Source organism: Thioclava sp. JM3, from assembly GCF_002213185.1.
GTDB classification, from domain to species: Bacteria; Pseudomonadota; Alphaproteobacteria; order Rhodobacterales; family Rhodobacteraceae; genus Thioclava; species Thioclava nitratireducens.
In genome coordinates this window covers 675,616-695,770 of the sequence record NZ_NBOB01000001.1, presented here as the reverse complement: position 1 = coordinate 695,770, position 20,155 = coordinate 675,616, and the positions used below count along the sequence as shown (strand labels likewise).

The window sequence follows — 20,155 nt, the reverse complement described above, 5'->3', positions numbered from 1 at the left end:
GGCAGGAAACGCGCGACAACTTCCTGCTACTTTTAACCATCGGAGGCTAAAATGCCTAAATTTATCAATCCAGCTCTCGTGAAAACCAATCGGCGCAATGTGCTGCGCGGGTCGCTTCTGGCAGGTGCCGCGGCGATGACCGCAGGGGCCGGGATGGCCGGAACCCCGTCCAAGCGCATGGCGCCCCATGTCGCGCCGCGCCCTGCCGCGCCGAAATTCATCCTCGCCGAAGCCGAGGCGCAGGTCGCTGCTCCGAAGGTGGACCTGTCGGGCTATACCCGCGTCCGCCAGGAGCTGGTCGCGCCGCCTTTTGCTCCCGCACACGAACAGGTCGCGACCGGTGGCCCGAAAATCGTCGAGATCCGGATGGAGACCAAGGAGGTTCTGCTGACGGTGGACGAGGATACCGGCGCGAGCATCTGGGCGCTGACCTATAACGGCTCGGTTCCCGGCCCGCTGATCATCGTGCACCAGGACGACTATGTCGAACTGACCCTCGCCAACCCCGCCGACTCGCAGATGGAGCACAATATCGACTTCCACGCCTCCTCGGGCGCGCTGGGCGGCGGTGGCCTGACCCATGTCTATCCCGGCGAGGAAACGGTGCTGCGCTTCAAGGCGACGCGGCCGGGCGTGTTCACCTATCACTGCGCGCCGGGCGGGGCGATGATCCCCTACCACGTCACCCACGGCATGAACGGCACGCTGATGGTGCTGCCGCGTGACGGGCTCAAGGATGCCGAGGGCAACCCGCTGCGCTACGACACGATCGCCTATATCGGCGAGCAGGACTTCTATCTGCCGATGGACGAGAACGGCGATTACAAGACCTACGAGGTCGCCGGCGAGGACTTCTCCGACAGTGTCGAGGCGATGCGCACGCTCACGCCGACCCACTCCGTGTTCAACGGCTCGGTCGGGGCTCTGACGGGCGAGAACGCGTTCAAGGCCAAGGTCGGCGACACGGTTCTGATGATCCACAATCAGGCGAACCGCGACACCCGTCCGCACCTGATCGGCGGTCATGGCGACTATGTCTGGGAGAACGGCAAATTCGCCAATCCCCCGCAGAAGGATCAGGAGACCTGGTTCATCCGCGGCGGCAGCGCGGGGGCGGCGATGTACACCTTCCTGCAGCCGGGCGTCTATGCCTACGTCAACCATAACCTGATCGAGGCGGCCCTGCTGGGCGCGACGGCCCACTTCGTGGTGGACGGTGCCTGGGACAACGCCCTGATGGAGCAGGTGATGCCGCCCCACGTGGTGGAAACCTGATCGAAGGAGACCGGAGATGATCGCCAAGCCCAGTTCGCGCGCACCACGTCTTTCCCTTCGTCAGGTGCTTGCGGCGGGTGCGGCGATCCTCGCCCTCGGGGCCGCGTGGGGTTTCCTGCGCGGCCCTGATCTCGATTACGTGCCTCAGATGGCCGAGCGGGCGGTGACGCTGCCCAACGGCCACCCGCTCTACGTTCAGAAATACGAGGTGACCGTCGCGGAGTGGAACCGTTGCCACGCGGACGGCGCCTGCGAGCTTGCCTTGCGCGCGCCGCACGGCAGTGCGCCGGAGGCCACCCCGGCGACCGGGCTGAGCCATGTCGACGTCGAGCAGTATCTCGGCTGGATCAACCGCAAGGCGCGTCACGAATTTCGGCTGCCGACGATCGCCGAGTGGCAGTTCATGGCCAAGGACGTGCTGCCAGAGAAGGAAGACCCGATCTTCACCGATCCTGACCTGACCTGGGCCTCGACCTACCTGACGAGCGGTCTCGCGCCGCGCAAGCTGTCGCCGCGGGGCAGCTTCTCGACCAGCGCCGAGGGGATCGTCGATCTCGACGGGTCGGTCTGGGAATGGACGCAGGACTGCTATGGCGGGGAGGGCGGCGGCCCGGTCGATCCGAAGCGCTGCGCGGCCTTTTTCGCGGGCGGCGAGCATGTCGCAGCTATCCCGTTTCTGGTGCGAGATCCGGCGCGGGGCGGCTGTGCCGTCGGAAGCCCGCCCGCGCATCTGGGCCTGCGCCTCGTCAGCGAGACCCGGATTTGATGCGCAAGGGCCTCGGCTGTCGGCCCCGCGCCATCGAGCCGTCACGAGCGCATCAGACCGTCCGCACCAGTCGCAGCGCGTCGTAGATTGCGGCGTGAGTGTTGCGCGCCGCGACCGCGTCGCCGATCCGGAAAAGCTGATAGGTGCCGTCTGGGTTCCGCGCGACCCTCTGCGGTTCGCCCGCGATCAGAGCCTCGTAATCGACCTCGCCCTGATTGCTCGAGCCATCGCGCAGATCGAAATAGATATCGTCCAGCGGTCGGGTGCCGTGATTGACGACGACCTGATCGACATGCCGCTCGCGGGTGAAGTCGCCGTAATCGCTGCCGATGGTCGCGACCAGGCCGTTGCCCTCCTTCGCCACGCCCGTCAGCTTCCAGAGCACGGTGAAGGTCACGTCGCGGGCCTGCAATTCGCGCAAGGACGGGGTCAGCGACATCGCCATGACCTCGGAGGAGAAATTGCGGTCGCGCGTCATGATCTCGACCTTGGCGCCGCCGGCGGCGAGGGTCTCGGCGGCTTGCAGGGCGGCGTAGTCGCCAGCGTCGTCATAAATCAGCACGTTGCTGCCGGGGCGGGCGTCGCCCGAGAGGATATCCCAGCTCGAGACGACAAGATCATCGCCTGCGGCCAGCACCTCGGTATGCGGCAGCCCGCCCGTCGCGATCACGACGACATCGGGCTGTTCTGCGCGGATGGTGTCCGCATCGGCATAGCTGTTGAATCGGAAGCTCACGCCGAGACGCTCGCATTCCGCGAAACGCCACTGGATCAGCTGGATCATCTCGTGGCGGCGCTTGGATTGCGCGGTCAGGCGCACCTGTCCGCCGGGATCGTTGGCGGCTTCATGCAAGATGACCTCATGACCGCGTTCGGCGGCCACGCGCGCGGCCTCCAGTCCGGCCGGACCGGCGCCGACGATGACCACCCGGCGCGACGCGTCGGCCTTGGTAATCTCATGCGGCATTTCCAGTTCGCGCCCGGTCGATGGGTTGTGCAGGCACAGCGCCATGCCGCCCTGATAGATCCGGTCGAGGCAGTAATTCGCGCCCACGCAGGGCCGGATACGCTCTTCCTCGCCGCGCATGATCTTGGCGACGATATGGGGGTCGGCCATGTGGGCGCGGGTCATGCCGACCATGTCGAGCTTGCCCTCCGCGATGGCGTGCCGCGCGGTGGCGACATCCTGAATCTTGGCGGCGTGGAAGGTCGGGAACTGGGTGGCGGCGCGGATCTCTCCGGCGAAGTCGAGATGCGGCGCGCTGCGCATGCCCTGCACCGGGATCACGTCGCTCAGACCCGCGTCGGTGTCGATATGGCCCTTCACCACGTTGAGGAAATCGACCATGCCGCTGTCTTTCAGCCGCCGCGAGATTTCCAAGCCTTCTTCGCGGGTGATGCCGCCGGGCAGGTCCTCGTCGCCGGTGTAGCGCACGCCGACGATGAACTCGTCGCCCACCCGCGCGCGGATCGCCTTGAGCGTGTCGAAGGTAAAGCGCAGCCGGTTCTCCAGGCTGCCGCCGTAAGGCCCGTCCAGTTCGTTCGTCAGAGGCGACCAGAACTGATCCATCAGGTGGCCATAGGCTTGCAGCTCGATCCCGTCGAGCCCTGCCGCTTTCATGCGTTCGGCGGCGTCGGCATAGTCCTCGATGATGCGCGAGATGTCCCAATCCTCGGCCTTCTTCGGAAAGGCCTTGTGCGAGGCTTCGCGTTCGTGGCTGGGCGAGACGACCGGAAGCCAGTCTGCCTTGTCCCAGCGGGTGCGGCGTCCGAGATGGGTCAACTGGATCATCACGGCGCAGTCGTGCTCGTGGCAGGCATCCGTCAGATCTTTCATCCAGCCGACGACCTCGTCTTTCCAGGCGAGGACGTTGTTGAAGACCGGCGGGCTGTCGCGGGCGACGGAGGCAGAGCCCGCCGTCATTGTCAGCGCCACGCCCGCGCGGGCCCGCTCGACGTGATAGGCACGGTAACGCTCCTTCGGCATCCCGTCCTCGGGATAGGCGGGCTCGTGGCTCGTGATCATCAGGCGGTTCTTCAGCGTCAGATGCTTGAGCTGATAGGGTTGCAGAAGCGGATCACTGGACATGGGCGGACTCCTTGAGGTCGGGTCTTGAGGGCAGGGGGCTCAGGCGTCGATCGAGACATCCCCGATCGGGTTCGAGCAGCAGGCGAGGACGTAGCCGTCTTCGATCTCGTCATCGGTGATGCCGCCATTGTGGACCATGTGGACCTGACCGCCCTTGGTCTTGATCTTGCAGGTGCCGCAGACCCCGAAAGTGCAGCCGGACGGCAGCGGCACGCCCGCAGCTTTCGCGGCGGCGAGCAGGGTCTCGGTCTCCTTGATTTTCGCGGTCTTGCCGGATTTGGCGAAGGTGACCTCGACGGCGGCATCCTCGTCGGGGGTCACGTCGTCTTCGGGCTCGACGGGGCGGTCGGCGACCGGCGCGTTGAAGCTCTCCTGATGGTAGTGGTCCATGTCGAAACCCAACCCGGTCAGCGCCTCGCGCACCGCGCGCATGAAGGGCTCGGGGCCGCAGCAGAACACTTCGCGCTCGAGGTAATCGGGGGCTGCGAGGCCAAGGATGAGCTGGTTCAGCTGCCCCTTGATCCCGGTCCAGGGCGCGTAGGGATCCTGCTCTTCAACCACCCATGTCAGTGCGATGCCGGGCAGGCGCGAGGCCATATGCTCCAGCCGTTCGCGGAAGATGATCTCGGACGGACGACGCGCGCAGTTGATGAAGACGATGTCCGGGTCGCTGCCCGCATCATAGAGCTGCGTCGTCATCGACATCATCGGGGTGATGCCGGAGCCTGCCGAGATGAACAGGTATTTCGACGCCGGATGCACGACGTTCGAGAACATCCCCGCAGGCCCCAACGCCTTGATCCGCATGCCGGGGCGCAGATTGTCGAGCATCCAGCGCGTGCCGAGCGAGGTCGGCTGTGCCTTGACCGTGACGGTGAGCGAGGTGGGCCGCGACGGCGAGGAGGAGATCGTGAAGGTCCGGTGCAGCGGGCCGCCCGCCACCGGCAATTCCAGCGTCACGAACTGCCCGGCATTGAAGTGAAACAGCGCGCCCGAGGGCGGGCGAAAGGTGAAGCTCGCCGTATTCGGGGCCTCGGGCAGGAAGTTGACGCATTCCAGCGGTTCGTCGTCGGTCCAGAACTGAAGGAGCGGTTGAGCATTTGCAGCCATGAGCCTACTCCGCCGCGAGGCTGCGCGGGGCAACCGCGCGGGTCATGGTGGCGGCATACCAGTCGACGAACTGGATCACGCCCGATTCCCAGTCCGGGCTGTAGGGGCCCGGCGTATAGGCCGGAGAATTGATGCCGCGCTGGTTGTCCTCGACGATCTCGCGATCCTGATCGTTGGTGGCGATCCAGACTTCGATCAGCCGTTGCAGATCGTAATCGACCCCCTCGACCGCATCGCGATCCACGATCCAGCATGTGGTGACCTCGGTCTGCGTGGGGCTGATTGGCATCACCCGGAAGGTCAGCGAAATGTCGGGCAGGAAATGGTTCCAGGTCGACGGGTAGTGGAATTTCAAAAGCGAGCCGGCATCGGGCAGGGCGACGCGGCCGAGGGGGCGGCGCACCGCCGCCCGGCCGTCCATTGTGTAGCTGACGGCGTTGTCCTGCAGCGGCATCCGCGCGAGGCGGTATTGGCCGTCGCCGCCCAGACGGAACTGCGCCGGGGCGCCGGATGCCTCACAGCGGTCGAAATGCCCCTGCAGCCGGCTCGAGATCGAGCCATCTGGGGAAACGCCCGCGACTTCCGGGTCGAGCGGGAAGGAGTTGCACAGCTCGGGGTGGTTGCTCGAGCAGTGATAACACTCGCGGTTGTTCTCCCAGACCAGCTTCCAGTTGCCTTCCTCGATGATCGACGAGGTGAAGGCGACCCTGCCCCGGTGCAGGTCGTGGACCTCCAGATAGGGGCGGGCCATCGCGGCGAAGGCCTCGAATTCGGGGGCGTCATCGGCAAGGCAGATATAGATCAGACCGCAGAGGTCGCGGGTCTGAACTGGGCGCAGCCTGTGCGCTGCCGGGTCGAAATCCGGCCCCATGTCGCGCGCCCAGAGCAGGCTGCCATCGAGATCGTAGGTCCACTGGTGATAGGGGCAGACCAGCTTGGCCACGCGGCCCGCGCTCGTCTTGCACAGGATCGAACCACGGTGACGACAGGTGTTGTGAAAGCCCCGGATCTCGCCGTCGCTGCCCTTGACCAGAACGACGTCATAGGCCCCGATCTTCAGGCGCGCATAGTCGCCGGTCTTGACCAGCTGGCAGGCGGGAATGGCGAAGAGCCACTGGCGATAGAAGATATGCTCGAGATCCGCCTCGAATATGCCCGGGTCGGTATAGAAGGCCCGGTCGAGCGAATATCCGGGTTTGCGATGTGCGAGCAGATCGGCAAGAGGAGGTGTCACGGGCGCGGCCTTTCCTATCCAAGCGTGATTTCACCTCATTTCAAATTTGCTTTTTTGTGCCTCTCAACGTCATAAATATTCATCCGGGGTGAGTTGAACTCACCCAAGACATATTTCGACATGGAATGGTTCGAAACCGACATCATGCAGCGCCCCTATGATCTTCCCTCGCTTAGCTCACTGAATTGTTTCGAGGCGGCTGCCCGAAAATTAAGCTTCAAGGCGGCGGCTTCAGAGCTGAACGTGACCCCGACGGCCGTCAGCCATCAGATTCGGGCGCTCGAGACGGAGCTTGGCCAGCAGCTTTTCCGCCGCCAGCATCGCGGCGTCGAATTGACCGAAGCCGGGGCCTATCTTTTCAACGCGGTGCAGCGCAGCTTCGAAGCCATTTCCGACGTGGTACGCGACATGCGCGGGCCCGTCGCGGAAGACGACGTGATGGTGCTGGCCTCGACCGCGGTGAGTTCGCTTTGGCTCACCCCGAGATTGACGGAATTCTGGCTGACCCACCCGGAAATTAACGTCTCGCAGATCGTGAGCGACGCGGTGGATTTGGAAGCGACCGTCGATCTGAGCCTGCATTACGGCGTGTTCCCCGAAGGGGACGAAAGCTGCACGCAGCTCTTTCAGGACCGTATCTGCGCGGTCGGCTCGGAGGCTTTTGCCGCGCGTTACGGCATCGCCTCCGCGCATGACCTGCATCGTGTCCCGCTGATCCACATCACCCGCGAGCGCCATCGCTGGACCGAATGGCCAGACTGGCTGTCCGAGCTTGGGTGCCCGCAGCCGACCGGCAAACGGATCACCGTCAACAATTACATGATCGGGTTGCAGATGGCGAAGGAAGGCATCGGCGCCTTGCTGGGCTGGGACGGCCTCGTGGGTCACTTGATCGAGGCCGGAGAGCTCGTCACGCTCGGGGCGGAAAGCGTCGTGTCACCGCAGTGCTTCTACATCAAGGTTCACCGGCGCGCCTCCGCAAAGGCGAAGAAATTCCGCGACTGGCTCGTCGCGCAGAGCGTCACGACGGACAGCGCCCGAGCGCGCATCACCGCGATGTCGGGCGATCAGGGTTGACGTCTATGACGCCGAAACTGCTGGAATCGCCTTGCTTGCCGGCCTCTTCGATATAGCCTTCGGCCCCGAGGCCGCGTCGGAGCAGTTCGCGAATGGCGGCAGCACGGCTCGGCATCCGCTGGGAAAAACGCCAGTCATCCAGTGCTTTGATTTCGTCGTCCGAAACCATGATCTGGAGTCTGGTCAGGCGCTTGCCGTGGTCGTTCGCCATGAAACCCTCCGGACCGACTAAACTTACTCAACTTAAATCAGCTTACCCAAGGTTAATATCTTCGAGAAGTTTGTCAATTGAGGGCAGGGAGGTCACGAACTGCTCGCAGTCAAAGTTGTCAAGTGGCCGAGGGTGTTAAGTTTATGTAATTGAAATGAATACCGAAAACTTCAGATTCATGCTAGACTTCACACATGGAACAGAAGAACGCAGAGACATATCAAGGCGATCTGGTTCGTTCTCGCCCTGTTGTGCTTTTTACGAGTGAAACAGTCCTCGCGCTCGACTTCGAGCAGGTGCTGGAGGAGGCCGGATTCCGCGTCGCGCATTGCGCCACGTGCGATGTGCGTGAGCTGAAGGCGTATGGCCCGGGCGGGATTCTGGCGGCGGTGATTGACGTCACGCTGCACGAAGCCGCCGCTGCCAAAGCGCTTCCCTGGCTGAAACGGCACGGGATTCCCGCGGTCATCGTCGGCAGCGGTGCGGAGGTCGTCAATTTCGAACGATCCAAGTTCCCGAACATCGTTGCGGAATTCGAAAAGCCGGTGATCGCCGACGAATTGGTCCGGCAGTTCCGGCGTTATCTCGAGACCGCGCCGCCCGACCTGAGGCCCGCGTCTTCCAGCGCCGTCTGGAACCGGTCCGACGGCTGATAACGCGATCTCGTCGCCGACTGGTGGGCCGCTAAGGCGAGCGGGCAGATCGCATTTGGAAAGGTCGGGTCACCTGCAGGCACGCGCCCCGGTTGGGGGCGCGCGTCCGTTCGCAGCCACGCCATCCGGCCTCGGGCGACGCGATCTCGGGAGCGGCGATGTCAGGCCGCTTTCTCGGCAGACGGGGCCGCCGAGAGGGAGGCGATAGGACGGACCCGCCTGATCAGGAGCAGCGCGAGGCCAAGCAGAACTGCATCCGCAATCGGAAAGGCGAACCACAGGCCCTCGATACCGGCCAGCGCATCCATGAGGACCAGCAGGGCCGGCACCAACAACCAGGGTTTCACCAGTGTCAGCACCGCCGTCCGCAGCGGATGGCCCATCGCCTGAAAGTGCATGGCGAGAACGAGGATCGGCCCGGTGAAGACGTAGAGCGCCGTCATCGGTCGGAGGATCGCCGCGACTGCCGCCGTGACCTGCGGATCTTCCGAAAACATCGCACCAAGCGGTTCACCCGCGACGAGACACGTCAGCGCCACACCGGCACACCAGAGAGACACGACGGCGATTGCGAGGCGCAGGGCTGCGCTGGCGCGCGCGATGCGGCCTGCGCCGACATTGTTTCCGGTGATGCTCTGCGTCGTCAGCGCGATCGCCATCTGCGGCAGGAAGGCCAGCCCGAGGATGCGCGTCACCACACCATAGGCCGCGACATAGCTCGCGTGATCCGCGGAGGTGGTGCCGATCAGAAGAAGAACCGTGCTGCTGACCAGCGCCATCCCGATGAAGGTCAGCGACAGCGGCAGGCCGAGCGCGAGAATCCGCCCCCATCCCGACAGCCAACTGGCCTGCACGAGCGCCCCGAGCGGCAGCAGATCCCGATCGCGCGCCCGCACGATCAGCACCAGCGCCAGCCCGAGGATCTGCGCGCTCACGGTGCCGACGGCAGAGCCCGCGACGCCCAGCCCGAGGAGCACGATCGCGACATAGTTCGCCGCGATGTTCAGCAGGTTCACCAGCACCGAGAGCAGCGCGATCAGCCCCGCGCGTCCTTCGTTGCGAAGGGCATCGGCGTGCAGCCCCAAGGTGAACTGGACCGGCGCGCCGAGGATAAGGATCAGCAGGTAGCTGCGCGTTTCCGCCGCGACCGCTTCGTTCCCGGCGGCGAGGGCGGAGACGACGGACGGGCCGAGAGTCAGCGCCGTGGCGATCAACCCCGCGCTGATCGCGAGCGCCAAGCCGTGCGCGCGGGCGAACACGGCGCCCGCCTTGCTTCGATCGCCGGCTCCGAGATGGCGGGCGAGCAGGCTCGACATGCCGCCGCCGCCCAGGGCGGTCAGCGCGGTGAGCAACATGACGACCGGAAAGCCCAGGCTGACGGCGGCCAAGGCTTCAGCGCCGATGAAACGACCGACGAAGATGCCGTCGATCACGTTCAACAGCCCCCCGGTGGACATGACAACCGCCATGGGGAGCGCATTCGAGAGGAACAATCGCCCGACGGGGCGGGTCAGAAAGCGGTTTTCAACAGTGTTCGAAGCGGGTCCAACAGACATCGCTCACTCCTCCGCAGAGGCATTCCGAATGGGGAGGGTGCCTGCATTGCCCACCTGCGAAATGCATCGAGGGTGAGATGTCATCTTGCTCCGGGTTTCACCGTGACGTTTGTCTGCAGGCGGCAGGTGCCCGGCACCTGTCCGTTCGATAGCCGCAAATCACCGCTCGGGCAATATGGCGTAGCTCGGCCGGATTCGTTTCTCGCAGCGCATGATGTCCCTCTGCCACGCCTTGGGCGCGCGCGTTGCCGATGTCGACGCGGCGACGCGCCATTGCGTCAGGCGTCGACGGGCTTCACCTTCGGCGGGATCGGCGCTTCAGAGGGCGTGATGCCGTGTTTCAGCAGCGCCTTGTGCATGTAGCTTCCGCGCCGGGGGCGGTTGTTCTCGGCCTCTTCCAGACGCGGCTTCATCCGACGCGCCCACATATGCACTGCATAGGTCTCGTCGGTGAGGAAATCCGCCTCCACGTCGAAGCGCGACATGATCATCTTGTTCCGGTCCTTGAAGGAGATCGGATAGAAGGCCTGTTGCGAGAGCGCATGGTCCCACTCGCCGGTCTCGCGCAGGAAGTGGCTCAGCGCGGCCGGGCCGGTCAGTCCCCATTCCTGCTCGGAGAAATGCACCGGTTCGCCGCGATCGCGGGCTGCGCGCAATTCCTCTTGCTGCTCTTCCTTCAGCCATGGCCCGATCGCGTAAGGGTCGGCCACGAAATCCAGCAGCCCGCGCAGGGTCTGCGACTCCGCCGGCAGGCGCATCACCGCGTTGCAGATCAGGTGCGGTTTCTCGAGCCCGAATACGTAATCATCGGTGAAATCGAAGGGTTTCACGCAAAGCACATCGGCATCGACCCAGATGTAATCGGTCTTTTCCATCAGGTGCAGCCGCCACAGATCGGCATGGATAGCGGGGCTGCCGGTGCGCTTGTGGCGGATGATCTCGTCGCCCGGAAATATGTCGCGCGCATCGCGCAGCGTCACGCCGGGCGGGGCGTTCGGGATCAGGTTGTAGCAATAGAGCAGGGTGTCATGGCCCGCATCGACGAAGGATTTCAGGCTCAGCTGTTCGAGCCAAGACAGGCGGTCACCGATCCACAGGGTCGCGATCGTCGGCAGTTGGGACAAGGGAAGGCTCCTGATTGGGAAGGTCTTTCGCGGCGGTCAGGCTGCGGGAGGGGTGTAGATGGGCCAGTCGAATTGCTTGGCGATCTCGTCCATCGCCTTGCGGTAATGCGGTCGCCGCGCGGGGTGGGAGGACCTCAGCACCGCATGGGCATAGTCATAGGTCAGGCGCGGCCGCTTCATCGCGAGAAGCTGTTTCAGCAGGGTTTTCTGATAGGCGGGCACGGTGCGGCGCGCACGCAGCAAAGCGTAGATCTCCGCCGGGGTCGCGTCGCCCGCGACCACCCGTTGCGTGATAGGTTTCAGAACGCCCATCGCGGTAAGCGATGACCCCAGCCGATGGCCGAAGCGTCGACAGCGGATCCGGGTCACGTTGGGCGCGCGGAACAAGGTCGCGTGCATCGAATCCTCGCGCACCGTCGGATCGTAGAGGAGCCACATCTGCGCCGCCTGTGCGGCCTCATCGGGCGCATAGCCGTAGCGATCGGTGAAATTGCGCCGCCAGACCGCGCGATAGCGCCCTTCCCAGCCGCCGGTCACGTCGCGGTCGAGCGTGGCTTGCGGCGAGAGCGCGAGCACCGTGGCGCCGGGAGCTGCCGAGGAAAACGCCGCTGCCGCGTAGCCCGCCATCGAGGTGCCGTAGAACACCACGCGGCGGAACCGCTCGAAAAATCCGGTCTCGCGCATCTCGTCGAAGAAATCATAGACCGCTTCGGCGCGGTACCATGTCCAGCCATGCGCCCCGATGCCAAGCGCCGACCAGCCCTGCGAGTTGATGAAATTCACGCCCCAGGGCAGGCGCTCTTCGACCTTCTGGCGCGCATCGTCGAGATTGTCGAAGGTCACGACCAGCGTGTCGTCGCCCTCGACGAATAGTGCCTTATGCTCGGCATCGAGGCGGCGGTAGAAACCATGATCCGCCCCGATCCGTTCGAGCTGCCCAGTCCAGGCGATCTGGCGGTCTTTCAAGGCGGTATCAGGCATTGGTGTAACCTATCTCGGCGGTTTGGCGGGGCCCGAAATCGTGGCCATGTCGGGCGTCTCTCGGGGGCGAGAAATCATGAAAAATCGTTCACAATATGGCGGATAGCACAAATGGGGTCCAGCCTGCAGCACGCGGCTTGGCGCACTGGGGCAGCGCGGCTTGGCCAAGCCTCAGCCGGACGTGGCCGCGCGCAACCGGGCGGCCTCATGCATCATCGCGGTCAGCCGGGCGACCTCGGGGCGCTCGGTCATCTCGTGCTTCATCGTCAACCCGACAGCGCCCGACATGAACTGCGCGCCCAGCGGCAGGCTCACCAGAAGCCCCGAGGCCAGTTCGCGAGCGACCACGCCGCGCGAGATGAACCACAGCATATCCGACCCTTCCAACAGCCCGAGTCCGGTCGCGAGCGACACGGTCTCGATCGGGCAGCGCGGCTCGGTGATGCCCTGCGCGCCCAGATAATCGTCGACGATGCGCCGGATGATCGCGCCGCGCGTAGGCAGGATCACGTCGCATTGGCGCAGCGCCTCGGGGGCGGGGCGGTGCGCGAATGGATGGCCCGCGCGCGCGGCCAGAATGACCTCTTCCTCGTAGAGAAAATCGAAACGCAGCCCCGGCATGTCGGCGGCGGCGGGCATCCGTCCGATCATCAGGTCGATCGCACCCGAGCGCAGACGGTCGAGCAGATAAAGGTTGGGCCCGGTGCTGATCGAGAGCCGCGTGCCCGGATGGGCGCGGCTGAACTCGAGGGCTACGCCCGGAAAGATCGAGCCCGCCACCGTCGGCAGCGCGCCCACATTGATCACGTCGCCGATCCCGTCGCCGCTGAGCGCAGCCGCGCCGGCCTCCAGTTCCTGCAACGCCTGAATCGCATGGCGGCGAAATGCCTCTCCCGCCGGCGTCACGGTCAACCGCCGCCCGCGTCGCTCCAGCAGCGCACCGCCCAGCATTGCCTCCATCTCGGAGAGGGTCTTCGACAAGGCAGGCTGTGAAATCCCCTGCTTACGCGCCGCAGCCGAGACCCCGCCCGCCTCGATCGTGTCGAGAAAGGCGCGGATGTGACGGAGCTTGAGACCTTTATGCATAGCCATGGGGTTATGGATTAACGTGCATTTTATATTTGGCTCAAGCGAAAACTTCAGAAAAGATTATGGCGGGAGGAAGAGGATGCACGCACTTAATTGCGACTGGGGGCATATCCATTACCGCGAAGACGGCGCGGCGCAGGGCGTCCCGGTTATATGTCTGAACTCGCTGGGTACCGATTTGCGGATGTGGGAAGGCCTTGTCGCCCCGCTCTCCGGCTATCGTCTTGTGCGCATGGATAAGCGCGGTCACGGGTTGAGCGCTACTTCCGAAACCGCCCCCACGATCACCGATCTGGCGCAGGATGCGCTGACGGTCGCCGATCATCTGGGTATCGAGGCGGCAGTGTTCGTCGGCTGCTCCATCGGCGGCATGATCGCGCAGGAGATCGCGCGGATCGCCCCCGAGCGGGTGCGTGCGTTGGTGCTCAGCAATACGGCCGCCAAGATCGGCACCGAGGAAAGCTGGGCAGAGCGGATCGCCACGGTGGAAAGTCAGGGTCTGCCCGCGATGGCGGACGGCGTGATCGAGCGCTGGTTCGGCCCCGCGTTCCGCGCCCATCCCGACTGCGCGCTCTGGGTGACGGAAGTCGCGCGCACGGATGCCAAGGGCTATGCGAATTGCTGCAAGGCGCTCGCCGGGGCTGATCTGCGCGACGCTCTGCCCGAGATTTCCGCCCCGACGCTGGTGATCGCGGGCAGCCATGACGGCGCGACCCCGCCCGAACAGGTCATGGAGATGGCCGCCGACATTCCCGGCGCGCGGGCCGAATTGATCGAAGGCGCGGGGCATATCCCCGCAATCGAGGCGCCCGATCACGTCGCGCGTCTCATCACTGAATTTCTGAAGGAGCACGAGCTTGTCTGAGCGATATGAAGCAGGGATGGAAACGCGCCGCCGTGTGTTGGGCGACGCCCATGTCGACCGCGCCGATGCGAGCAAGACCGAGTTCGACGCGCCGTTTCAGGAGTTCATCACCGAGGGCGCCTGGGGCTCGGTCTGGTCGCGGCCTGAGCTGACGCCGCGCGAACGCTCCATCGTGACGATCGCGCTTCTGGCGGCGCAGGGCAATCACGAGGAAATCGCGATGCATACCCGCGCCACCGCCAATACCGGCGCCACGCCTTCGGATCTGCGAGAAGCGATGCTGCATGTCGCGGTCTATGCGGGCGTGCCGCGCGCCAATCACGCGATCAAGATCATCAAGGAAACGCTGAAGGAGATGGGCCAATGACCGGTCGTTTGATCCCCCGCGAGGCCGGTATCCACCCGCCTCTCTTCACGCCGGCCTACAAGACCTCGGTGCTGCGCAGCCCGCAGCGTGCGCTGATCGCCTTCGACAGCTCGCCCAGCGAAGAGACCGGGCCGACCTTCGGCCATGTGAAGCTCGGCGCGCTCGATAACGACCTGCTGCTGAACTATGCCCGCCCCGGCACCAGCGCCATCGGCGAGCGGATCATCGTGCATGGTCGGCTTCTCGACGAGAACAACCGTCCGATCCCGAACGCGCTGATCGAAATCTGGCAAGCCAATGCGGGCGGGCGCTATCGCCACAAGAAAGACGGCTATCTGGCGGCGCTCGATCCCGATTTCGGCGGCTGCGGGCGCACGATCACGGGCGAGGACGGCTCCTACGCGTTTCGGACCGTGAAGCCCGGCGCCTATCCGTGGCCCAACGGTCCGAACGAATGGCGCCCGGCCCACATCCACTTCTCGATCTTCGGGCACAGCTTCGGCCAGCGCCTGATCTCCCAGATGTATTTCGAGGGCGATCCGCTGATCGCACGCTGCCCGATCGCGCAGACGATCCCCGACAAGGCCGCGCTCGACCGGCTCGTGGCGGCGCTCGACATGAGTGAGACGAAACCGATGGACGCGATCGCCTATCGCTTCGACATCGTGCTGCGCGGCCACCGCCAGACCCATTTCGAGAACCGTCCGGAGGGCATGTAATGGTGCAGAAATTCGACAAGCCGATCCTGACGCCCTCGCAGACGGCAGGGCCTTACGTCCATATCGGGCTCGCTCCCGAGGCGGGCGGCATCGAGGGGGCTCCTTTCGAGACGCTGGGCCGCGAGATCGCCGGGCCGGAGGCGAAGGGCGAGCGGATCAAGGTGACCTGCCGCGTCGTCGACGGCGGCGATCTGCCGCTGCGCGATTGTCTGGTGGAGACCTGGCAGGCCGATGCCGCCGGGATCTATCCGGGGCAGGAGGGCGCAGATCCGGCGGTCTCCGGCTTCGGTCGTATCCCCGCCGATTTCAGCACGGGCGAGATCATTTTCGAAACGATCAAGCCCGGCGCGATTGCGCTTTCGGGCGACCGCGAGACGCCGCCGCATATCTCATTCTGGATCTTCGCGCGCGGCATCAATCACGGGCTGCACACCCGGATGTATTTCCCCGAGGACGATCTCTCGGGCGACCCGCTTCTCGCGCGGATCGAGCATCGCGACCGGATCGCCACGATGGTCGCCGAGGCGACCGGCCCGGGCGAATACCGCTTCGACATCCGCCTGCAAGGTGCGGGCGAAACCGTCTTCTTCGATATCTGAGCCATGACCCAGGACCCCTGCATCATATGTGTCGCGATCACCGGCTCCGTGCCGCAGCAATCCGACAATCCGGCGGTGCCGATCACGATCTCCGAGCAGATCGAGTCGACGCAGGCCGCGTTCGAGGCGGGTGCAACGATTGCGCATTGCCACGTCCGCAACGAGGACGGCTCGCCCAGTTCCGATCCCGACCGCTTCGCACGACTGATGGAGGGGTTGCATGAACATTGTCCCGGCATGATCGTGCAGCTTTCCACCGGTGGGCGCTCCGGCGCGGGCAAGACGCGCGGCGGGATGCTGCCCTTGCGGCCCGACATGGCCTCGCTCTCGGTCGGGTCGAACAACTTCCCGACGCGGGTCTATGAGAACCCTCCGGATCTGGTCGACTGGCTGGCCTCGGAGATGAAGACCTACGATGTGCGCCCCGAGATCGAGTGTTTCGATCTCAGCCACATCTTTCAGGCCGCGAAACTGGTCGGCGACGGGCGGCTGCCCGCGAATGTCCATGTACAATTCGTTATGGGCGTGAAGAACGCGATGCCGGTCGACCGCGCGGCCTTCGATTTCATGCGCGAGACCCGTGCCCGCGTTTTGCCCGAGGCGACGTGGTGCGCTGCAGGCGTTGGGCCGGGGCAGGTGGTCGTCAACCAATGGTGCATCGAGACCGGCGGGCATTGCCGCACCGGTCTGGAGGACAACATTCGGCTGGATCGCGAAACGCTCGCACCTTCGAACGCCGCGCTTGTCCAGCGCACGGTCGATCTGTGTGAAAAAGCGGGCCGTCCGGTTGCCACATGGCAGCAGGCGCGCGAAATCCTCGCGCTGCCCATGAAGGGGGCCGCATGAGCCTCTCTCCCCTCGACAGCCCGCTCTGGTCCGGTCTCTACGGCGATGCGGAACTGGGTGCGATGCTCGACGATGCCGCATTGCTGGCGGCGATGGTGCGCGTCGAAGTGGCGCTGGCCGAGGCCTGCGCGGCCGAAGGCGTGGTGTCCGAGGCTGCGGCGACCGAGATTGCCGAGAAGCTGACCGGTTACCAGCCCGATCCGGCGACACTGGCCGAGGGCGCCGCGCGCGACGGCGTGCCGGTTCCGGCGCTGCTGAGCGATCTGCGCGCCAAGCTGTCGGAAGAGGCCGGGCAGGCGATCCATTGGGGCGCGACCTCGCAGGACATCATCGACAGTGCGACGGCGCTTTTGATGACGCAGGCGCTCGCCGTGATCGCGGCGCGGCTGCGGCGCGTGATCCGCGTGACCGGTGAACTGGCCGGGCGCGAGGCGGAGACGGTGATGGCCGGGCGAACCCGCAGCCAGATCGGTTTGCCGGTGACTTTCGGCGCGCTGGTCGCGTCCTGGGGCCAGCCGCTGATCGACGCGGCGGCGCGCATGGCGGTGATGCAGGGCGCTGGGCGGGTCGCGCTACATGGCGCCGTCGGCACCGACGCGGCGCTGGGCGACAAGGCGCAGGCGGTACGTAACCGCATGGCGGAGGCGCTGGGGCTTCAGGCCGAGGATCAGCCGTGGCACAGCCGCCGCGACGCGATGGCCGGGCTGGGCGCGCAGGCGGTGCTGTTGACCGGCTCGCTGGGCAAGATCGGCACGGATGTCGTGACCCTCGCGCAATCGGGGATCAACGAGGTGCGGATCGCGGGGGGGGGCTCGTCCACCATGCCGCATAAATCGAACCCCGTGGCCGCCGAGGCGCTGGTGGCGCTGGCGCGTCACGCGGCGCATCTGCAGGGGAGCCTGTTTGAATCCGCGCTCCATGGTCAGTTCCGCGACGGCGCCGCCTGGGCGCTGGAATGGATGAGCCTGCGCCCGATCCTCGTGGCCTGTGGCACGTCGCTGCGCCTTGCCGGAGAGATGCTGGAAGGGCTCGAGGCCGACGCCCCCCGGATGCGCGCCAATCTCGAGGCTGCGGGCTTCGGCCCCTATGCCGAGCGCGCGATCTTTACGCTCGCGAAGACGCTGCCGCGCAACGCGGCGAAGAAAGCGGTGCAAGAGGCGATGGCCGCACCCGATCCCGTGGCGGCGCTTCTGGCCGCCCATCCCGAACTCGACGGGAACATCCTGACCGATCCGCTTCTTGCGGCAGGGCAGGCCCCGGCGCAGGCGCGCGCTTTCGCGCAGCGCTGCAATGACCTTTGCGGAGGAAACGCATGAAGACTCAAGTCGCCATCATCGGCGGTGGCCCGGCCGGGCTGCTGCTTTCGCAATTGCTCGACCTGCACGGGATCGAGAGCGTCGTGCTGGAGCGCCGCTCGCGCGATTACGTGCTGTCGCGCATCCGGGCCGGGGTGCTCGAACAGGGCACCGTCGATCTGCTGCGCGCCGCCGAAGTGGGCGCGCGAATGGACCGTCAGGGCGAAATCCACGACGGTGTCGAGATCTCGTGGCACGACGAGCGGCTCAATATAGACATCAAGAGCCTGACGGGCCGAGGGGTAATGGTCTATGGCCAGACCGAGGTGACCCAGGACCTCTATACCGCCCGCGATGCGCGCGGCGGCACCGTGCTGCACGAGGCCGAGGTAACGGCAATCGAGGGGATCGAGGGCGACGGCGTCACCGTGCATTTCACCCATGAGGGCGAGGCCAAGACCCTGACCGCCGATTTCGTCGCGGGCTGCGACGGCTTCCACGGGCCGTCGCGCAAGGCGATCCCGGAAAGCCACCGTCAGGAATTCGAGCGTGCCTATCCGTTCGGCTGGCTCGGCCTTCTGTCCGAGACGCCGCCCGCCGCGCCCGAGCTGATCTACGCGGCCCATGATCGGGGCTTTGCGCTGTGTTCGATGCGCTCGCCCACGCTGAGCCGCTATTACGTGCAGGTGCCGCTGAGCGAAAAGCTGGAAGACTGGCCCGCAGAGCGGTTCTGGGACGAGCTGCGCACCCGCATCCCGGCCGATGTGGCAGAGACGCTGGTCACCGGCGAGCCGCTGGAGATGTCGATCGCGCCGCTGCGCAGCTTCGTCTCCGAGCCGATGCGCCACGGGCGTTTGTTCCTGGCTGGCGACAGCGCCCATATCGTGCCGCCGACCGGCGCGAAGGGCCTGAACCTCGCGGCCTCGGATGTCTATTATCTGCACCGCGCCTTCGATCGGTTCTACAACCACGGCTCGTCCGAAGGGCTCGACGCCTATTCCGAGACGGCGTTGTCGCGGGTCTGGAAATGCGAGCGCTTCTCGTGGTGGATGACCTCGATGCTGCACGATTTCCCGGAAACGGGTGCGTTCGAGCGCCGGATGCAGCGCGCGGAGTTCGAATATCTCCAGATGTCGGAGACCGCACGCAAGAGCTTTGCCGAAAACTACGTGGGCCTGCCTTACTGACGGGCCGAACCGCCCCCGCGCAAGGGGCACAAAGGGAGGAAATAACGATGAAACTTACGAAACTGCTGGGCCTGAGCGCCGCAGCCATGCTCTGGGCAAGCGGGAGCTTCGCACAGGAGATCACCCTCAAGCTGCACCATTTCCTTGGTGCCAAGGCGCCGGTGCAGACGCAGATGCTGGAGCCCTGGGCCAAGCGCGTCGAAGAGCTGTCGAACGGCAAGGTCAAGATCGACATCTACCCGGCGATGACGCTGGGCGGTCGCCCGCCGGAACTCGTGCAGCAGGCGCGCGATGGTGTGGTCGATCTGATCTGGACGCTCAACGGCTACACGCCGGGTCTCTTCCCGCGCACCGAGGTGTTCGAGCTGCCGACGGTCTATAACAACGACCCGGCCGCGACCAACCTCGCGATGCGCGACATGTTCGACAAGGAACTGAAGCAGGAATACGAGGACAAGGGCCTCGAAGTGATGTTCCTGCACGCCCATGCGGGCAACGGCATCCACACCGTGGATACCCCGGTTCACAGCCCCGCCGACGTGAAGGGCCTGAAGCTGCGCACGCCGTCGCGCACGGGGGCCTGGGTGATCGAGGCGCTGAACGCGCAGCCGGTCGCGATGCCGGTGCCGGAACTGCCGCAGGCGCTGTCGAAGAAGGTCGTCGACGGGGCGCTGATCCCGTGGGAAATCATCCCCGCGCTTAAGCTGCAGCAGCAGACACAGTACCAGATCGAAGGGCAGGACCATTGGCGTCTGGGCACCTCGATCTTCCAGGTGTCGATGAACAAGGCGAAATGGGACAGCCTGCCCGATGACGTCAAGGCGGCGTTCCGCAAGGCCTCCGACGAGGAGTGGCTGAAGGAAGTCGGCCAGATCTGGCGCACCAGCGACAATAACGGGATCAAGGCCGCCGAAGCGGATGGCAACGAGCTGATCACGCTCTCGGCCGACGAGACCCAAGCCTTCAAGGATGCGATGCAGCCGGTCGTTACCCGTTGGGAAGACGAGGTAAAGGGCCAGGGCATCGACGGTCCGGCGCTGGTGAAAGAAGCCCGCGAGCTGACCGCTGAAGAAGAAAAGAACCTGGCGAGCCAGTAACCAACGGAGCGGCGA

At 65.2% G+C, this 20,155-nt stretch carries 20 protein-coding genes; 12 read left to right on the top strand and 8 right to left on the bottom strand.

The window, feature by feature from the left end; all coding sequences use genetic code 11:
- Window positions 1-51 precede the first annotated feature (51 nt).
- Together nirK and B6V73_RS03250 are read left to right on the top strand one after the other, a co-directional pair.
- Window positions 52-1,275, top strand: coding sequence for a copper-containing nitrite reductase (gene nirK / locus B6V73_RS03255; protein ID WP_075777019.1), 1,224 nt, complete (start codon window positions 52-54; stop codon window positions 1,273-1,275).
- A gap of 16 nt (window positions 1,276-1,291) precedes the next feature.
- A complete protein-coding gene (locus tag B6V73_RS03250; protein WP_088724485.1) occupies window positions 1,292-2,041 on the top strand; it encodes an SUMF1/EgtB/PvdO family nonheme iron enzyme in 750 nt (249 codons plus the stop codon).
- A 52-nt stretch (window positions 2,042-2,093) separates the two neighbouring features.
- Here the strand turns inward: B6V73_RS03250 and B6V73_RS03245 are convergent, their stop codons facing one another.
- Genes B6V73_RS03245 through B6V73_RS03235 form a run of 3 tightly spaced genes read right to left on the bottom strand, consistent with a single transcriptional unit; the run spans window position 2,094 to window position 6,474 of the window.
- A complete protein-coding gene (locus tag B6V73_RS03245; RefSeq protein WP_088724484.1) occupies window positions 2,094-4,130 on the bottom strand; it encodes an NADH:flavin oxidoreductase in 2,037 nt (678 codons plus the stop codon).
- Window positions 4,131-4,169: 39 nt separating this feature from the next.
- Entirely contained in the window at window positions 4,170-5,240 is a 1,071-nt protein-coding gene (locus B6V73_RS03240) for a hybrid-cluster NAD(P)-dependent oxidoreductase (protein ID WP_088718364.1), read from the bottom strand.
- A 4-nt stretch (window positions 5,241-5,244) separates the two neighbouring features.
- On the bottom strand, window positions 5,245-6,474 hold the full coding sequence (locus B6V73_RS03235) for an aromatic ring-hydroxylating dioxygenase subunit alpha (protein WP_088724483.1): 1,230 nt from the start codon (window positions 6,472-6,474) through the stop codon (window positions 5,245-5,247).
- A 120-nt stretch (window positions 6,475-6,594) separates the two neighbouring features.
- On the opposite strand from B6V73_RS03235, the gene B6V73_RS03230 reads away from it, so the two are divergent.
- Window positions 6,595-7,551 (top strand): LysR family transcriptional regulator, encoded by a 957-nt coding sequence (locus tag B6V73_RS03230; protein WP_240497773.1) that lies wholly within the window; start codon window positions 6,595-6,597, stop codon window positions 7,549-7,551.
- Here B6V73_RS03230 and B6V73_RS03225 read toward each other — a convergent pair.
- Window positions 7,523-7,762, bottom strand: a complete 240-nt coding sequence (locus B6V73_RS03225; RefSeq protein WP_088724482.1) for a hypothetical protein — start codon at window positions 7,760-7,762, stop codon at window positions 7,523-7,525. The two genes, B6V73_RS03230 and B6V73_RS03225, sit on opposite strands and share 29 nt — an antisense overlap.
- A 194-nt stretch (window positions 7,763-7,956) precedes the next feature.
- On the opposite strand from B6V73_RS03225, the gene B6V73_RS03220 reads away from it, so the two are divergent.
- Window positions 7,957-8,415, top strand: a complete 459-nt coding sequence (locus tag B6V73_RS03220; protein WP_088724481.1) for a hypothetical protein — start codon at window positions 7,957-7,959, stop codon at window positions 8,413-8,415.
- Window positions 8,416-8,576: 161 nt separating this feature from the next.
- Here B6V73_RS03220 and B6V73_RS03215 read toward each other — a convergent pair whose 3' ends face one another.
- The 4 genes from B6V73_RS03215 to B6V73_RS03200 form a co-directional block, all read right to left on the bottom strand.
- Complete coding sequence (locus B6V73_RS03215; RefSeq protein ID WP_088724480.1) at window positions 8,577-9,971, bottom strand: MATE family efflux transporter; 1,395 nt, start codon at window positions 9,969-9,971, stop codon at window positions 8,577-8,579.
- A 278-nt stretch (window positions 9,972-10,249) separates the two neighbouring features.
- The gene (locus tag B6V73_RS03210) at window positions 10,250-11,095 is read right to left on the bottom strand and encodes a hypothetical protein (protein ID WP_088724479.1); all 846 of its coding nucleotides are present in this window, start codon (window positions 11,093-11,095) and stop codon (window positions 10,250-10,252) included.
- 36 nt (window positions 11,096-11,131) lie between these two features.
- Window positions 11,132-12,076: a phosphoadenosine phosphosulfate reductase gene (locus tag B6V73_RS03205; protein ID WP_088724478.1), complete on the bottom strand. Its 945-nt coding sequence runs from the start codon at window positions 12,074-12,076 to the stop codon at window positions 11,132-11,134.
- A gap of 171 nt (window positions 12,077-12,247) precedes the next feature.
- Window positions 12,248-13,168 carry a LysR substrate-binding domain-containing protein gene (locus tag B6V73_RS03200; RefSeq protein ID WP_075777028.1) on the bottom strand — a complete coding sequence of 307 codons (921 nt, stop codon included), beginning with the start codon at window positions 13,166-13,168 and terminating at the stop codon, window positions 12,248-12,250.
- Window positions 13,169-13,244: 76 nt separating this feature from the next.
- Between B6V73_RS03200 and pcaD the strand changes: the two genes are divergently transcribed.
- From pcaD to B6V73_RS03160, 8 genes are read left to right on the top strand one after another with little or no spacing between them, the layout of a single operon-like run.
- Window positions 13,245-14,030, top strand: coding sequence for a 3-oxoadipate enol-lactonase (gene pcaD, locus B6V73_RS03195; RefSeq protein ID WP_088724477.1), 786 nt, complete (start codon window positions 13,245-13,247; stop codon window positions 14,028-14,030).
- On the top strand, window positions 14,023-14,397 hold the full coding sequence (pcaC, locus tag B6V73_RS03190) for a 4-carboxymuconolactone decarboxylase (RefSeq protein WP_199224641.1): 375 nt from the start codon (window positions 14,023-14,025) through the stop codon (window positions 14,395-14,397). Before pcaD ends, pcaC begins: the two co-directional genes overlap by 8 nt.
- Window positions 14,394-15,116 carry a protocatechuate 3,4-dioxygenase subunit beta gene (gene pcaH, locus B6V73_RS03185; RefSeq protein WP_088718372.1) on the top strand — a complete coding sequence of 241 codons (723 nt, stop codon included), beginning with the start codon at window positions 14,394-14,396 and terminating at the stop codon, window positions 15,114-15,116. Before pcaC ends, pcaH begins: the two co-directional genes overlap by 4 nt.
- Entirely contained in the window at window positions 15,116-15,715 is a 600-nt protein-coding gene (gene pcaG, locus B6V73_RS03180) for a protocatechuate 3,4-dioxygenase subunit alpha (protein ID WP_088718373.1), read from the top strand. Before pcaH ends, pcaG begins: the two co-directional genes overlap by 1 nt.
- A 3-nt stretch (window positions 15,716-15,718) precedes the next feature.
- Complete coding sequence (locus B6V73_RS03175) at window positions 15,719-16,561, top strand: 3-keto-5-aminohexanoate cleavage protein (protein ID WP_088723270.1); 843 nt, start codon at window positions 15,719-15,721, stop codon at window positions 16,559-16,561.
- On the top strand, window positions 16,558-17,877 hold the full coding sequence (locus B6V73_RS03170) for a lyase family protein (RefSeq protein ID WP_168174855.1): 1,320 nt from the start codon (window positions 16,558-16,560) through the stop codon (window positions 17,875-17,877). The genes B6V73_RS03175 and B6V73_RS03170 overlap by 4 nt, the downstream gene beginning before the upstream one ends.
- Window positions 17,874-19,043 (top strand): 4-hydroxybenzoate 3-monooxygenase, encoded by a 1,170-nt coding sequence (pobA, locus tag B6V73_RS03165; RefSeq protein WP_088724474.1) that lies wholly within the window; start codon window positions 17,874-17,876, stop codon window positions 19,041-19,043. Before B6V73_RS03170 ends, pobA begins: the two co-directional genes overlap by 4 nt.
- A 47-nt stretch (window positions 19,044-19,090) precedes the next feature.
- Entirely contained in the window at window positions 19,091-20,140 is a 1,050-nt protein-coding gene (locus B6V73_RS03160) for a TRAP transporter substrate-binding protein (RefSeq protein ID WP_075777035.1), read from the top strand.
- Window positions 20,141-20,155 lie beyond the last annotated feature (15 nt).

What these genes read in the sequence shown, in the direction of transcription:
- nirK (WP_075777019.1), top strand. Translation starts at nt 52, where the DNA reads ATGCCTAAATTTATCAATCCAGCTCTCGTGAAAACCAATCGGCGCAAT.
- B6V73_RS03250 (WP_088724485.1), top strand. Translation starts at nt 1,292, where the DNA reads ATGATCGCCAAGCCCAGTTCGCGCGCACCACGTCTTTCCCTTCGTCAG.
- B6V73_RS03245 (WP_088724484.1), bottom strand. Translation starts at nt 4,130, where the DNA reads ATGTCCAGTGATCCGCTTCTGCAACCCTATCAGCTCAAGCATCTGACG.
- B6V73_RS03240 (WP_088718364.1), bottom strand. Translation starts at nt 5,240, where the DNA reads ATGGCTGCAAATGCTCAACCGCTCCTTCAGTTCTGGACCGACGACGAA.
- B6V73_RS03230 (WP_240497773.1), top strand. Translation starts at nt 6,595, where the DNA reads ATGGAATGGTTCGAAACCGACATCATGCAGCGCCCCTATGATCTTCCC.
- B6V73_RS03225 (WP_088724482.1), bottom strand. Translation starts at nt 7,762, where the DNA reads ATGGCGAACGACCACGGCAAGCGCCTGACCAGACTCCAGATCATGGTT.
- B6V73_RS03220 (WP_088724481.1), top strand. Translation starts at nt 7,957, where the DNA reads ATGGAACAGAAGAACGCAGAGACATATCAAGGCGATCTGGTTCGTTCT.
- B6V73_RS03215 (WP_088724480.1), bottom strand. Translation starts at nt 9,971, where the DNA reads ATGTCTGTTGGACCCGCTTCGAACACTGTTGAAAACCGCTTTCTGACC.
- B6V73_RS03205 (WP_088724478.1), bottom strand. Translation starts at nt 12,076, where the DNA reads ATGCCTGATACCGCCTTGAAAGACCGCCAGATCGCCTGGACTGGGCAG.
- B6V73_RS03200 (WP_075777028.1), bottom strand. Translation starts at nt 13,168, where the DNA reads ATGGCTATGCATAAAGGTCTCAAGCTCCGTCACATCCGCGCCTTTCTC.
- pcaD (WP_088724477.1), top strand. Translation starts at nt 13,245, where the DNA reads ATGCACGCACTTAATTGCGACTGGGGGCATATCCATTACCGCGAAGAC.
- pcaH (WP_088718372.1), top strand. Translation starts at nt 14,394, where the DNA reads ATGACCGGTCGTTTGATCCCCCGCGAGGCCGGTATCCACCCGCCTCTC.
- pcaG (WP_088718373.1), top strand. Translation starts at nt 15,116, where the DNA reads ATGGTGCAGAAATTCGACAAGCCGATCCTGACGCCCTCGCAGACGGCA.
- B6V73_RS03175 (WP_088723270.1), top strand. Translation starts at nt 15,719, where the DNA reads ATGACCCAGGACCCCTGCATCATATGTGTCGCGATCACCGGCTCCGTG.
- B6V73_RS03170 (WP_168174855.1), top strand. Translation starts at nt 16,558, where the DNA reads ATGAGCCTCTCTCCCCTCGACAGCCCGCTCTGGTCCGGTCTCTACGGC.
- pobA (WP_088724474.1), top strand. Translation starts at nt 17,874, where the DNA reads ATGAAGACTCAAGTCGCCATCATCGGCGGTGGCCCGGCCGGGCTGCTG.
- B6V73_RS03160 (WP_075777035.1), top strand. Translation starts at nt 19,091, where the DNA reads ATGAAACTTACGAAACTGCTGGGCCTGAGCGCCGCAGCCATGCTCTGG.